Annotated in this window: 13 protein-coding genes; 9 read left to right on the top strand and 4 right to left on the bottom strand. The window is 70.9% G+C overall.

Annotation, left to right across the window (positions count from 1 at the left end):
• The first annotated feature begins 97 nt into the window (after positions 1 to 97).
• From JCO01S_RS06625 to JCO01S_RS06615, 3 genes are all read left to right on the top strand, one after another.
• Positions 98 to 547 (top strand): MarR family winged helix-turn-helix transcriptional regulator, encoded by a 450-nt coding sequence (locus JCO01S_RS06625; RefSeq protein WP_245634349.1) that lies wholly within the window; start codon positions 98 to 100, stop codon positions 545 to 547.
• Positions 544 to 1,776, top strand: a complete 1,233-nt coding sequence (locus JCO01S_RS06620; protein ID WP_068252650.1) for an MFS transporter — start codon at positions 544 to 546, stop codon at positions 1,774 to 1,776. The genes JCO01S_RS06625 and JCO01S_RS06620 overlap by 4 nt, the downstream gene beginning before the upstream one ends.
• Positions 1,777 to 1,847: 71 nt before the next feature.
• Entirely contained in the window at positions 1,848 to 3,479 is a 1,632-nt protein-coding gene (locus tag JCO01S_RS06615; RefSeq protein ID WP_068252647.1) for an AMP-binding protein, read from the top strand.
• A gap of 121 nt (positions 3,480 to 3,600) precedes the next feature.
• Here the strand turns inward: JCO01S_RS06615 and JCO01S_RS06610 are convergent, their stop codons facing one another.
• Complete coding sequence (locus tag JCO01S_RS06610) at positions 3,601 to 4,818, bottom strand: mechanosensitive ion channel (RefSeq protein WP_068252644.1); 1,218 nt, start codon at positions 4,816 to 4,818, stop codon at positions 3,601 to 3,603.
• A 179-nt stretch (positions 4,819 to 4,997) separates the two neighbouring features.
• On the opposite strand from JCO01S_RS06610, the gene JCO01S_RS06605 reads away from it, so the two are divergent.
• From JCO01S_RS06605 to JCO01S_RS06595, 3 genes are all read left to right on the top strand, one after another.
• Entirely contained in the window at positions 4,998 to 6,062 is a 1,065-nt protein-coding gene (locus tag JCO01S_RS06605) for a methyltransferase domain-containing protein (protein WP_369407281.1), read from the top strand.
• Between the two features lie 76 nt (positions 6,063 to 6,138).
• Positions 6,139 to 7,179 carry an L-threonine 3-dehydrogenase gene (tdh, locus tag JCO01S_RS06600; RefSeq protein ID WP_068252638.1) on the top strand — a complete coding sequence of 347 codons (1,041 nt, stop codon included), beginning with the start codon at positions 6,139 to 6,141 and terminating at the stop codon, positions 7,177 to 7,179.
• A gap of 3 nt (positions 7,180 to 7,182) precedes the next feature.
• Positions 7,183 to 8,370, top strand: a complete 1,188-nt coding sequence (locus JCO01S_RS06595; RefSeq protein WP_068252635.1) for a glycine C-acetyltransferase — start codon at positions 7,183 to 7,185, stop codon at positions 8,368 to 8,370.
• Between the two features lie 5 nt (positions 8,371 to 8,375).
• Here the strand turns inward: JCO01S_RS06595 and JCO01S_RS06590 are convergent, their stop codons facing one another.
• Genes JCO01S_RS06590 through JCO01S_RS06580 form a run of 3 tightly spaced genes read right to left on the bottom strand, consistent with a single transcriptional unit; the run spans position 8,376 to position 10,958 of the window.
• Positions 8,376 to 8,996 carry an L-threonylcarbamoyladenylate synthase gene (locus JCO01S_RS06590; protein ID WP_068252632.1) on the bottom strand — a complete coding sequence of 207 codons (621 nt, stop codon included), beginning with the start codon at positions 8,994 to 8,996 and terminating at the stop codon, positions 8,376 to 8,378.
• Between the two features lie 40 nt (positions 8,997 to 9,036).
• A complete protein-coding gene (locus tag JCO01S_RS06585; protein WP_068252630.1) occupies positions 9,037 to 9,480 on the bottom strand; it encodes an OsmC family protein in 444 nt (147 codons plus the stop codon).
• Positions 9,477 to 10,958, bottom strand: a complete 1,482-nt coding sequence (locus JCO01S_RS06580) for a glutamate-cysteine ligase family protein (protein WP_068252628.1) — start codon at positions 10,956 to 10,958, stop codon at positions 9,477 to 9,479. Before JCO01S_RS06580 ends, JCO01S_RS06585 begins: the two co-directional genes overlap by 4 nt.
• A gap of 121 nt (positions 10,959 to 11,079) precedes the next feature.
• Here JCO01S_RS06580 and JCO01S_RS06575 point away from each other — a divergent pair, with 121 nt between their 5' ends.
• From JCO01S_RS06575 to JCO01S_RS06565, 3 genes are read left to right on the top strand one after another with little or no spacing between them, the layout of a single operon-like run.
• Complete coding sequence (locus JCO01S_RS06575) at positions 11,080 to 12,330, top strand: sensor histidine kinase (protein WP_068252623.1); 1,251 nt, start codon at positions 11,080 to 11,082, stop codon at positions 12,328 to 12,330.
• On the top strand, positions 12,327 to 13,109 hold the full coding sequence (locus JCO01S_RS06570; protein ID WP_084342701.1) for a response regulator: 783 nt from the start codon (positions 12,327 to 12,329) through the stop codon (positions 13,107 to 13,109). Before JCO01S_RS06575 ends, JCO01S_RS06570 begins: the two co-directional genes overlap by 4 nt.
• Positions 13,106 to 13,867 carry an ABC transporter ATP-binding protein gene (locus JCO01S_RS06565; RefSeq protein WP_068252619.1) on the top strand — a complete coding sequence of 254 codons (762 nt, stop codon included), beginning with the start codon at positions 13,106 to 13,108 and terminating at the stop codon, positions 13,865 to 13,867. Before JCO01S_RS06570 ends, JCO01S_RS06565 begins: the two co-directional genes overlap by 4 nt.
• Position 13,868: the final 1 nt, after the last annotated feature.

Raw genomic sequence — 13,868 nt, 5'->3', positions numbered from 1 at the left:
CAGGCGTACGGGCCGCACCCCCACGTGGGGGTGCGGCCCGTCCCACATGTCGACAGGGGTGGCATCTGCATAGGGAACCTATGTAATATGGATGGACGTGAGTGATCGCGACCTGCTGCCGCTGAGCAGCGACCTGGTGATGCACGCCGCCCGTCTCGTGCGCGCCTCCCGTCGCCACATCCACTCCACTCCCCCCGCCGGTGTCCGCGTCCTCTCCCTGCTCGACGAGTACGGGCCGTGCGGCGTCAGCCGCCTCGCGGAGCTGGACCGCACCCGCCAGCCCACGATGTCCGGCACCGTCGCCACCCTCGTGACGCGGGGCTGGGTCACCAAGGAGACGGACCCGCAGGACGCCCGGGCCAGCCTCGTCACCCTCACCGACGGGGGCCGGGAGGCGCTGGGCGTCGTGCGTCACCGCAACGCCGAGGCGGTCGCCACGGTCGTCACCGACCACCAGAACCTGACCACAGAGGACCTCGCCACCGCCGTCCGGGTGCTGCGCGAGGTCCTCGAGGCAACCAAGGAAGGACCCCACTCCCCCGCATGAGCACCTCCGTCGAACCCACTGGATCCCCCTGGCGCCAGCCGCGTGCCGTCTGGGCGGTCGCCTTCGCCTGCGTCATCGCCTTCATGGGCATCGGCCTCGTGGACCCGATCCTCAAGCCCATCGCCGACGAGCTCGGCGCCAGTCCGAGCCAGACCTCGCTGCTCTTCACCAGCTACATGGCGATCATGGGCGTGGCCATGCTCATCACCGGGGTCGTCTCCTCCCGCATGGGCGCCAAGCGCACCCTGCTCGCCGGTCTCGCGCTGATCATCGTCTTCTCCGCGCTCGCCGGCGCCTCGGACGGCATCGGGGCCATCGTCGGCTTCCGGGCCGGCTGGGGGCTGGGCAACGCGCTCTTCGTCGCGACGGCACTCTCGACGATCGTCATGGCCTCGGCAGGCACGGTCGGCCAGTCCGTGATCTTCTTCGAGGCCGCCCTCGGCCTCGGCATCGCCGTCGGCCCGATCGTCGGTGGTCAGCTCGGCTCGATCTCCTGGCGGGCCCCCTTCTTCGGTGTCGCCGTGCTCATGACCATCGCCCTCGTCGCGACGATCTGGTTGCTGCCCTCCACCCCACCGGAGGGCAAGCGGACCTCGCTGGCCGACCCCTTCAGGGCCCTGCGCTACCCGGGGCTGCTCACCGTCGCGGTGACGGCGCTCTTCTACAACATGGGCTTCTTCACGCTGCTGGCCTACGCCCCCTTCCCGCTGGACATGAGCGCCTCGCAGGTCGGCTGGATCTTCTTCGGCTGGGGCCTGCTGCTCGCCGTCTGCTCGGTGTGGACCGCCCCGTGGTTGCAGCGCCACTTCGGCACGATCCCCTCGATCGCCGGTGCCCTCCTGCTCTTCACGGCCGACCTGGCGGTCATGGCGCTCTTCGTCGACCACGTCGAGGTGCTCGTCGTCGGGATCATCGCGGCCGGTGCACTCCTGGGCGTCAACAACTGCCTCATCACCGAGGCCGTCATGGGGGCGGCTCCTGTCGAGCGCCCCGTCGCCTCCGCCGCCTACTCCTTCGTGCGCTTCTCCGGTGGCGCCGTGGCCCCGTGGGCGGCCGGTCGCCTCGGTGAGGAGATCAACCACTCCGCACCGTTCTGGATGGGGGCCGCTGCCGTCCTCGTCGGCGCGGTGGTCTTCATGGCCGGTTCCCGCTACCTGCGCGGTGAGCAGGCTCCGGTACCGCACAGTGAGGCGGAGGGCGAGGCCCTCCTCGTCGGCGACGTCGACTGAGCGCCGACCCGGTCGGGGACCCGGCTATCTTGGGGGACACCAACGCAACGTCGCGTCCCCAGGAGGTCCCAATGGCATCGCCCGCTCTCCCCTCGTACACGTCCGGTACCTCGGACGCCCCGCTGCTCGGGGACACGATCGGGGACAACCTCGAGCGCACGGTGGCCGCCCACGGCGACCGCGACGCCCTCGTGGACATGCCCTCGGGGAGGCGGTGGACCTACACCGAGCTCCTCGCGGACGTGGACGCCCTCGCCAGGGGCCTGCTGGCCCGCGGGGTCGCCGCCGGGGACCGCGTCGGCATCTGGGCCCCCAACTGCCCCGAGTGGACGATGCTGCAGTACGCGACCGCCCGGATGGGCGCGATCCTGGTCAACATCAACCCCGCCTACCGCACCCACGAGCTCACCTACGTCGCGAACCAGTCCGGGATGCGCATGCTCGTCAGCGCGCAGTCGCACAAGTCCTCCGACTACCGGAGCATGATCGACGAGGCGCTGCCGGAGATCCCCGGCCTCACCGAGGTCGTCTACATCGGCGACCCGTCCTGGGACGACCTCGTGGCCGGGGGCTCGTCGGTCAGCCAGGAAGAGCTGGAGCGGCAGGGCGCGGGCCTGACGCCCGATGACCCGATCAACATCCAGTACACCTCGGGCACGACCGGCTTCCCGAAGGGCGCCACCCTCAGCCACCACAACATCCTCAACGACGGCTACTTCGTCGGCGAGCTGATCCACTACACCGAGCAGGACCGGATCTGCATCCCGGTGCCCTTCTACCACTGCTTCGGCATGGTCATGGGCAACCTCGCCGCGACCTCGCACGGCGCCTGCATGGTCATCCCCGCGCCCTCCTTCGAGCCGGAGGCCACGCTGCGGGCGGTCGTGGAGGAGAAGTGCACCTCCCTCTACGGGGTGCCGACGATGTTCATCGGCGAGCTGGGCCTGCCGGACTTCGCCGAGTACGACCTGAGCACCCTGCGGACCGGGATCATGGCCGGCTCCACCTGCCCGGTCGAGGTGATGAAGCAGGTCGTCGCGGAGATGAACATGGACGAGGTCGCGATCAGCTACGGCATGACCGAGACCTCTCCCGTCTCGACGATGACCCGCACCGACGACGACCTCGCCCGGCGCACCGAGACCGTCGGCCGCTCGATGCCCCACGTCGAGTCCAAGGTCATCGACCCGGTCACCGGCGTCACGGTCCCCCGCGGCGAGACCGGCGAGCTGTGCACGCGTGGCTACTGCGTGATGCTCGGCTACTGGGAGGACCCGGAGAAGACCGCCGAGGCCATCGACCGGGCCCGCTGGATGCACACCGGCGACCTCGCGACCATGGACGACGACGGATACATCAGCATCGTCGGGCGCATCAAGGACGTCGTCATCCGCGGTGGTGAGAACGTCTACCCCCGTGAGGTCGAGGAGTTCCTCTACACCCACCCCGCCATCGCCGACGTCCAGGTGATCGGGGTCCCCGACGACCACTACGGGGAGGAGATCATGGCCTGGGTCGTGCTCCGTCCCGGCCACGACGCACTCACCGCCGAGCAGGTGCGGGAGTTCGCCTCCGGGAAGCTCGCCCACTACAAGATCCCCCGGTACGTCCACGTGACCGAGGAGTTCCCGATGACGGTCACCGGGAAGGTGCGCAAGGTGGAGATGCGCGAGCGGTCCGTGGAGTTCATCAGGCAGTCCTGACCAGTCCTGCCCTTCCCGGGGGGACGGCGAAGCGCCGTCCAGAGGTGCGACGGAGGAGCCACGAAGGAGGGGGCGGTGCCGGGAGACCCGGCACCGCCCCCTTCGCGGTGGTGGCAGTGGGTCAGCCCTGCGGGCCGCCCTTGTCCTGCTGCATCTTCTCCAGCTGGCGGGCGGCCGCGTCGCGACCACCCAGACCGAAGGCCAGCGCCGCGGCGGCGGCGCCACCGACGACGAGGGCGCCGAAGCCGAGCTCGATGATCGAGTCGGCGATGCCCATGTACTTCAGGCCCATCGCGACGAACAGCACGATCGTCGCGTACTTCACGATGGTCCCGGCGCTGCCGGAGACCAGTCGGGCCAGCAGGTTCGCGATGAACAGACCGGCCGCGATGATCGCGCCACCGAAGATGACCCGGCTGCCGAGCTCGATGACCTCACTGAGGAAGTGCTCGATCTGCGGGAACTCCAGCATCTGGGCGGCCATCACCGCGAAGAACAGCACGATGCCGATCTGGACGACCTTGATGATCACCGGGGTGACCTTGGTGTCCTCGGGCAGCACGCCGCTCTGGGTGACGGCCCGCTCGAGGCCGACGCCGTCCAGGACCTGCTGGAGGATGTCGGCGACGAACTTCGCGATGAAGACGCCCACGGCCAGCAGCACGCCGGCGATGACGATCTGCGGGATGACCGTGAAGATCGTCTCGAGCATCTGCGAGGCCGGCTGCGAGATGGACTGGATGCCCAGGATCTGCAGCGCGGCGATCGCCACGACGATCATGATCAGCGCGTAGAGGATGGTCCCCGCGACCTTCGGCAGCGCCGCGGCCGGACCGCCGGCGGGAGCCGGGTCGCCCGTGGGCGGGGGCGGGGTCTCGCCGGTGGCGGTCCCCGTCACCTTGTCGGCGGCACCGCCGACCGAGGCGAACCACTTGTCGAAGGGCAGCGCGCCGAGAGCGGTCTCGACGAGCTGACGCACGACCTTGGCCAGCAGGGCACCGACGACGAAGACGATGCCGGCACCGATGAGGTTGGGCAGGAAGCCCAACACGCCGTTGAGCAGCTCCTGGATCGGGGTCAGGACCTGTTGCAGGCCGAGGACCTGCAGGACCGCGACGAGACCGAGGAGCCAGACGAGGAGGGAGGCGATCGACCCGAGCGTCGCGCCGATGCTCTCACCGCCGTTCCCGGCCTTCTGGAGGGCCGGGATCTTGCCGGCCAGCTTGGCGAAGGCCCATTTGATGATCGATGCGATGATCCAGGTCACCACCAGGATGGCGATCGCAGCGATCGCCTTTCCGATGATGGATCCCCAGTCGGTGTCCTCGAAGACATTCATGTGGGTGCTCCTTGCTGCGTGAATTCAGACATTGCCGACCGTACGGCCATTGGCGGCACAATTTCGCCAGGACGGGCCAGCAATTGGAAAAGACTTACCATGTTCACGTGCAATGTCTCCATTTCGAGGCCGGTGAATGCTCCTCCTGCACACTCATGGGGGCCCCGTACGAGCACCAGGTGGACGACCTTGGAGTCCGGGTAGCGCAGGTGCTCGAGGACGTGGTCCCGGGCGGGGCGTGGCAGGCCCCCTTCGTCGGGCCGGAGGCGGCCTTTCGCAACAAGGCGAAGCTCGTCGTCGCGGGCTCCCGCGAGGAGCCGACCTTCGGGATCCTGGACGCGGACCGGCGCGGGGTCGCCCTCCCGGAGTGCGGGCTGTACGAGCCGTCGCTGGCCGCGGCCCTGGACCGGCTGGTCCCGGCGGTCACGGACCTGGGGCTGGTCCCCTTCGACGTCCCCGGTCGTCAGGGCGAGCTGAAGCACCTCATCGTCACCGGGTCGCCCGATGGCGAGACCATGGTCCGGTTCGTGCTCCGCTCGCCCGGCCAGCTCGGGCGCATCCGCCGCGGCCTCGAGCGGCTGCACGCGGCGGAGCCGGGCCTGCGGGTGGTCTCGGTGAACATCCAGCCCGAGCACAAGGCGGTCCTCGAGGGCGAGGAGGAGATCGTCCTCACCGAGGCGGACACGCTGCCGATGCGGCTCGGTGACATCACCTTCCACCTGCGTCCCCGCAGCTTCTTCCAGACCAACACCGTCGTGGCCGGCGCGCTGTACCGCCAGGCCCGGGACTGGGTCGAGGAGGTCGGCCCGACGAGCGTCCTCGATCTCTACTGCGGGGTCGGTGGCTTCGCCCTCAACGCCGCCATGGCGAAGGGGGTGGCGCCGCGCCGTGTCGAAGGGGTCGAGGTCGCGCCCGATGCGGTGGCCAGCGCCCGTCGGTCCGCGGCCGAGCTCGGTGTCCCGGCCGACTTCCGCGTGGGTGATGCCCGGGCCCTGACCGCGCTGGGCCATGACCTCGTGATCGTCAACCCGCCGCGGCGCGGCATCGGGTCCGACCTGTGCGCCGCGATCGAGTCCGCGGCGCCCGCCCACCTGGTCTACTCCAGCTGCCGCGCGAGCAGCCTGGCGCGCGACCTCGCCGCGCTCCCGGGGTACCGGGTGACGCGGGCGCGGCTCTTCGACATGTTCCCGCAGACCGAGCACGTGGAGGTCATGGTCCTCGCGGAGCGGGTGACCGGCCGCTGAGGCGGGCCCGCCCACCACCTCGCCGCTAGGGTCGGTCGGGCGGTGACCACCGCGGTGTACTCGAAGAGGAGCAAGGATGAGAGCACTGGTCAAACCCCGACCGGGTCCGGGCCTGGAGCTGATCGACGTCCCCGAACCGACGCCGGGGCCCGACGAGGTGAAGGTCCGGGTGCTGCGCGCCGGACTGTGCGGGACCGACCTGCACCTTCACGGCTGGGACGACTGGGCGGTCGGCACCGTGCCGAGCACCCCACAGGTGATCGGCCACGAGTTCTACGGCGAGGTGGTCCAGGTCGGCTCCGCCGTCACGCGGGTCGCGGTCGGTGATCACGTCTCCGGCGAGGGGCACCTCGTGTGCGGCACCTGCCGCAACTGCCGCGCCGGCCGCCGGCAGCTGTGCATCAACACCATCGGCATCGGGGTGAACCGCGACGGCGCCTTCGCCGACCACGTCGTCATCCCGGCCGACAACGCCTGGGTGCACGAGCCCTCGATCGACCCCGACCTCGGCGCGGTCTTCGACCCGCTCGGCAATGCGGTGCACACCACCTTGTCCTTCCCCCTCGCCGGCGAGGACGTCGTCATCACCGGGGCCGGACCGATCGGGGTCATGGCCGCGGCGGTCGCCCGGCACGTCGGAGCCCGGTACATCGCGATCACGGACCTGTCCGACGCCCGGCTGGAGCTGGCGAAGGGGGCCGGCGCCGACCTGCTCGTCAACGCCGGGCGCTCCAACCTCGGCGAGGCGATGGCCGAGCTCGGGATGAGAGAGGGTTTCGACATCGGTCTGGAGATGTCCGGTGCCCCACCGGCCGTCGCGGACATGCTCGACCACCTCAACCACGGCGGACGCATCGCGATGCTCGGCCTGCCCGCCGGCCCCTACCCGCTGGACTGGGGCAAGGTCATCACCCACATGATCACGATCAAGGGCATCTACGGCCGGGAGATGTTCGACACCTGGTACACGATGGACGCGATGCTCTCCACCTCGCCCGCGCTGCGGGAGTCGATCTCCTCGGTCATCACCCACCGCTTCCCCGCCGAGAGGTGGGAGGAGGCCTTCGCCACCGCCGCCTCCGGGGAGTGCGGCAAGGTCATCATGGATTGGAGCTGACACATGTACGCATTCAAGGAGGACCTCGCGGCGACGCTGCAGCAGATCCGTGACGACGGCCTCTGGAAGGACGAGCGCCGCCTCACCAGCGCGCAGCAGGCGCACATCACGACGACGAGGACGCAGGCCCTCAACTTCTGCGCCAACAACTACCTCGGCCTCGCCGACCACCCGCAGGTGCGCGCGGCCGCGGCGGAGTCCCTGGACCAGTGGGGTTTCGGGATGGCCAGCGTCCGCTTCATCTGCGGCACCCAGGAGCTGCACACCCGGCTCGAGGCAAGCATCTCGGACTGGCTGGGCACCGAGGACGCCATCCTCTACTCCAGCTGCTTCGACGCCAACGGCGGCGTCTTCGAGGTGCTCTTCGGCGAGGAGGACGCCATCATCTCCGATGCGCTCAACCATGCCTCGCTCATCGACGGCATCCGGCTGTCCAAGGCCGCCCGCTACCGCTACGCCAACGCCGACATGGACCAGCTGCGCGCCCGCCTCGAGGAGGCGAAGGGGGCCCGCCGCTCCGTGATCGTCACCGACGGGGTCTTCTCCATGGACGGCTACCTCGCGCCCCTGGAGGCGATCTGCGACCTCGCCGAGGAGTACGGGGCGATGGTCCTCGTCGACGACTCGCACGCCGTCGGTTTCGTCGGCGAGGGCGGACGGGGCACCCCCGAGGCGCTCGGCGTGCTCGGCCGGGTCGACCTGCTCACCGGGACTCTCGGCAAGGCCCTCGGCGGGGCGAGCGGAGGGTACGTCGCCGGCCCCAAGGAGGTCGTGGCACTGCTGCGCCAGCGCTCCCGCCCCTACCTCTTCTCCAACGCCCTCGCACCGGTGGTGGCCGCCGGCTCGCTGAAGGCCATCGAGATCGCCCGCGGGTCGGACCGGGAGCGGGAGACGTTGCGGCACAACACCGCTCTCTTCCGGGATCTCATGGGCGGGGCGGGCTTCGACCTGCTGCCCGGGGAGCACCCCATCGTGCCCGTGATGTTCCCCGGTGAGGAGGGTGCGCGGCAGGCGGGGCAGATCGCCGAGCGGATGCTCGAGCACGGCGTCTACGTCATCCCCTTCTCCTACCCCGTCGTGCCCAAGGGGCAGGCCCGTATCCGGGTCCAGCTCTCCGCCGCGCACAGCACCGATGACGTGCGGACCTGCGTGGCAGCCTTCGTCGCCGCCCGGGACGCGGTCGGCGGGTAGCCGACCTACTCGAAGGGGGCCGGGTCGCCCGCCCCACGGCGGGCGATCTCGGCGCCGTCACCGGAGAGGTCGACCACGGTCGTCGGCTCGGTGCTCACCTCACCGGCGTCGATGACGATGTCGACCTGGTGGTCCAGTGCCTCCTTGACGTCCCAGCCGAAGGTCGGGGTGCTCTCCTCGCCGGGCAGCAGCAGCGTCGAGATGAGCATCGGGTCACCGAGGCCGTCCAGCAGCGCGCGCGAGAGCGGGTGGCTCGGGATGCGCACGCCCACGGTCCGCTTCTTCTGGTGCAGGAGGCGGCGGGGCACCTCCTTCGTCGCGGGCAGGATGAAGGTGTAGGGCCCGGGGGTCGCCGCCTTGATGGCCCGGAAGACCGAGTTGTCGACGTGCACGAGGTGCCCGAGCTGGCTGAAGTCCGCGCACAGCAGCGTGTAGTGGTGCTTCTCGTCGAGCTTGCGGATGTCGCGGATCCGGTCCTTGATCGACTGGTCGTCGAGCCGGCCGCCGAGGGCGTAGCCGGAGTCCGTGGGGAAGGCGACGAGGGCCCCTTCGCGGAGGCGCTCGACGACCTTGCCGACGGTGCGTGGCTGGGGGTTCTCCGGGTGGACTTCGAGGAAGGTGGCCATGGCCCCCACCGTAGGGAACGTGAGCCCGTCGTGGGAGGTCTCAGAGGTCCTCGGCGCTCATCTGCACCGGCGTGCCCAGCTGGACGGTCCGGGAGACCGTGCACAGCCGGTCGCGGGACTGCGCCACGGACCGGGGGAAGGCCTCGCGGGCCGCGTCGCCCCCTTCCCCCTCGGGGAAACGCACCCGGAAGGTGACCTCGATGTCGGTCATGTGGTTGCCCTTGCCCGGTTCGGAGGCCTTCTCTCCGCTCGCGAGCACGGTGAACTCCTCCGGCTCGGCGCGCCGGCTCGTGATGAGGTCGACGTCCACCGAGCTGCAGCCGGCGATCGCGGCGAGCAGCAGCTCCACGGGGGTGAACTCCTCACCCGAGCCGTCGCCGATGACCAGGCATCCGCCGCGCTCGTTGCGCAGCCGGTAGTGGCCTCGGGAGACCCGCTCCAGGTCGACGCTGCGGTGCCCCGCCCCGGGGTCCTCGGCGCTCATGGCAGCTCCCACGTGTGCACGGGCTGGTTGGTGTGCATGTGTGCACAGTAGCGCTCGAGCATCTCGGCGAGCGCGGTGGCGCGGTCCGCCCCGGTCTCCTCGAGGCGACGGACGCACTCGGTCTGCCAGACCGCGCCGTTGACCCCGGAGGTGCACCGCTCCTCGATGACGCCGAGGTAGCGGTCGATGACCTCCTGGGAGACCTCCCAGTCGGCGAGCCCGCGACGGGCCATCGGGAGCAGGTGGCGCAGCACGAGCTCGTCGGCCTGCAGCTCGCCCAGCCCGGGCCAGTAGAGGCGGGCCTCCATGCCGTCCCGGGCTGCGGCCTCGAAGTTCGCCTGCGCGGCGGGGAAGGACATCCGGGTCCACACCGGGCGGTCCTCGTCGGCGAGCGTGCGCACGACGCCGTAGTAGAAGGCGGCATTGGCCAGGACGTCGATGATCGTCGGGCCGGCCGGCAGCACGCGGTTCTCCACCCGCACGTGCGGGTGGCCACCGGCGGGGTCGTAGATCGGGCGATTCCACCGGTAGACCGTGCCGTTGTGCAGGTTCAGCTCCTCCAGCAGCGGGGTGCCGCCGGCCTCGAGGACCGCGACGGGGTCCTCCTCGCCGGCCTCGGCGAGCAGTGCTGGGAACCAGCGCGCGTTCTCCTCGAAGAGGTCGAAGATCGAGGTGATCCACCGCTCCCCGAAGAAGACCCGGGGCCGCACGCCCTGGTTCTTCAGCTCGATCGGTCGGGTGTCGGTGGCCTGCGAGAAGAGCTCGATGCGGGTCTCGGCGTGCAGCCGACGCCCGAAGAAGAAGGGCGAGTTCGCCGCGATGGCCACCTGCGGGGCGCTGACGGTCTGCGCGGCGTTCCAGTGGTCGGCGAAGCGCCCCGGCCCGACCTGCAGGTGCAGCTGGACCGAGGTGCACGCCGACTCGGGGGCGATGGTGTCGGCGAAGGTGTGCACCCGCTCCCCCGTCGGCCCCTCGATGTCGATGACGACGTCCTCCCCGCGGGCGTAGAAGATCGAGTCGTTCAGGGCCGTGTAGCGGTTGTTGTCGCTGATCCACTCGCCGGCGAGGTGCTCCGGCCGCAGCGTCGGCAGGATCCCGATCGGCACGATCCGCGTGCCGGACTCGTTGGCCTTGGTCTCGGCGCGGTTGAGCGACTCGCGCAGCGCCTCCTCCAGCTGCAGCGCGGCGTCGCCCGGCAGCGCACGGGGTGCGACGTTGAGCTCGATGTTGAACTGCGCGAGCTCGGTCTGGTAGTCGGGGTCGGCGATCGCCCGGAGCACGTCGTCGTTGACGAAGGCGGGCTGGTGCTCCTCGTCGACGAGGTTGAGCTCGATCTCCAGACCGGTGAGCGGCACGGCCTCGTCGAAGGCTCGCTCGGCGAGCATCCGCTCGAGGACGTCGAGGTCCTGGTGGACCTTCTCCCGGTACCGTTGCCGCTCCTCGCGCGAGTAGCTCTGTGCCGCGACTTCCTTGCCCATGGCTGACCTCTCGCCCGGCGGTGGGTGGGTCCTCGTGAATCTACCCAAGTCGGGCCGCCCGGAACAGGATCAGACCCAGGTCTGATGCGGTGGCCGTGCCGACGCGCCTACGCTCCCGGTGATGACCACGACCCCAGCCACCACCCGCCGGGGCCCCGGCGAGCGCCTGCGGCAGTGGTGGGAGGACCACGCGCAGCTCGTGGACGCGGCCCTGGCGCTGCTGCTGTGGTTTCTGATGACCGCGCTGGCGGTCGTCAGCCTCGCGCAGACCCCGACCCGGCTCGTGGTCATCGGCCTGGTCTCCAGCGGCCAGGTCCTCCCCCTCGCCTGGCGGCGCACTCGGCCCGAAGTGGCGTTCGCGCTCGTCGTCGCGACCCACGTGACCCAGCTGGTGGTGCTGGACACGACCCTGCCCTCGAACGTCTCCGCCCTCATCGGTGCCTACGCCGTGGCCCGATACTCCACCCACCGGCGGGTGCGGCTGGTCGGTGCCCTGGTCAGCGTGGTGGCCGGGCCGCTCGCCGTCCTCGACTGGGACACGTATCGCGACCTCAGCGGCAGTGGGCGGGTCATCGCCTCCTGCTACCTCAGCGGCCTGGCCCTGCTGTGCTGGTACTGGGGCGACCTGACGCGCAAGCGGCGCGAGCTGGTCTCCCGGTTGCGCGAGCAGAACGAGGCGCTCCGGCGCGACCGCGACCAGCGGGCCCGGATCGCCACCCAGGACGAGCGCACCCGGATCGCCCGCGAGATGCACGACATCGTCGCCCACTCCCTCAGCGTCGTCGTCGTGCAGGCCGATGGCGCCGCCTACTCCGCCGCGCACGCGGAGGACTTCGACCGGGGGCGCGCCGGGCAGGCGCTGGAGACCATCGGGACGACCGCGCGGGAGGCACTCGCCGAGACCCGCCGCCTCGTCGGTGTCCTCCGGACCGATGACGAAGGGGGCCCGGGCGCCTTGGCGTACGCACCCACCGGCTCGCTCGCGGACCTGCCGGACCTCGTGGGGCGGGTCGCCGACTCCGGGGTGACGGTCACCCTCGAGGACGAGGTCGGGGCCCTCGAGGTCCCGCGGGAGGTGGGCCTGGCCGCCCACCGGATCGTCCAGGAGTCCCTGACCAACGTCATCAAGCACGCCGGACCCGCCGCGGGCGCCCGGGTGCGGGCGCGGATCCGGGACGGGGCCCTGCACGTCGAGGTGCTCGACGACGGGCGGGGCGCCGGCGCCCACGACGACGGGAGCGGTCACGGCCTCGTGGGGATGCGCGAGCGCGCCGACAGCCTCGGCGGGTCCGTGGCCGCCGGACCGGTCCCCGGCGGCGGCTATCGTGTCCGCGCCGTCCTCCCCTTCGCCGATCCCGAGGAGACCACGTGAGCCAGGACCCCATCCGCCTCGTCCTCGTCGACGACCAGTCGCTGGTGCGCGCCGGCTTCCGGATGGTCCTCGACGCGCAGAGCGACATGACGGTCGTCGGAGAGGCCGGCGACGGGCGCGAGGCGCTCGACCTGCTCGAGGCGACCGCGGCGGACGTGGTCCTCATGGACATCCGGATGCCGCGGATGGACGGGGTCAGCGCCACCCGGGAACTGCTCGCCGGCGGCGGCCCGGCTCCCCGGGTCGTCGTGCTGACGACCTTCGACCTCGACGAGTACGCCTGGGCGGCGCTGCAGGCGGGCGCCTCGGGGTTCCTGCTCAAGGACGTCGGACCCGAGGACCTGCTCTCGGCGATCCGTGCCGTGCACGGCGGTGACTCGGTCATCGCCCCGAGCACGACCCGCCGGCTCATCGCGCGCTTCGCCGAGGACCTCGTGCCCTCGGCGAGGACCGCGCCCGCAAGCCGACCGGAGGAGGACCCGCGCCTCGCCCGGCTCACCGAGCGGGAGATCGAGGTCCTCAGCGCGGTCGCCAGGGGCGCGAACAATGCCGAGATCTCCCGCGAGCTGCACCTGGCCGAGGCCACGGTGAAGACCCACATCGGACGCATCCTCGCCAAGGCCGACCTCCGCGACCGCGTGCACATGGTCCTGCTCGCCCACGAGACGGGTCTCGTCGACGTACGACGCGGGTCGCAGTCCCACCTCACCTCGACGCCCAGGTCCCTACCGCAGGCCGATGTGCCACCCCCTTCGCCCCGAGGAAGGTGGTGGACATGACGACGACATCACCACCCACACCCCCGAGGACCACCCGCGTCGCCGCGCGGACCGTCGCGCTGACCAGGACCTTCGGCGCCGCCGACTCGGCCGTGACCGCACTGGACGCCGTGGACGTGAGCATCGACGCCGGCCGCTTCACCGCGATCATGGGCCCGTCCGGGTCCGGCAAGTCCACCCTCATGCACTGCCTCGCCGGCCTGGAGACGCCCACGAGCGGCCGGGTACTCATCGGGGACACCGACCTGACCGCCCTCTCGGACAAGGCCCTGACGTTGTTGCGCCGCGAGCGGATCGGCTTCGTCTTCCAGTCCTTCAACCTGCTGCCGATGCTCACCGCCCGGCAGAACATCGAGCTGCCCCTCTCGCTCGCCGGCCGACGCACCGACCCGGACCTCATGGCCCACCTCACCACGACCCTGGGCATCGAGGACCGCCTCGACCACCGGCCCGGGGAGCTCTCCGGCGGGCAGCAGCAGCGGGTCGCCGTCGCCCGGGCCCTCGTCGGCGAGCCCGACGTGATCTTCGCCGACGAGCCGACGGGTGCGCTGGACTCGCAGTCCTCGGCGCAGCTGCTGGCACTGCTGCGCTCCAGCGTGCACGAGCTCGGACAGACCGTCGTCATGGTCACCCACGACCCCCGGGCGGCCTCCTGGGCCGACCGGGTGCTGCTCCTGGCTGACGGCGTCGTGGCCGGCGAGCTGGCCGACCCCACGGAGGACTCGGTCCTCGCGGCCATGAAGGGCCTGGGTGAGTGAG

Source organism: Janibacter corallicola NBRC 107790 (genome assembly GCF_001570965.1).
Taxonomy (GTDB): Bacteria; Actinomycetota; Actinomycetes; order Actinomycetales; family Dermatophilaceae; genus Janibacter; species Janibacter corallicola.
The sequence above is the reverse complement of the archived record's forward strand: the minus strand, read 5'-3'. Positions and strand labels throughout refer to the sequence as shown.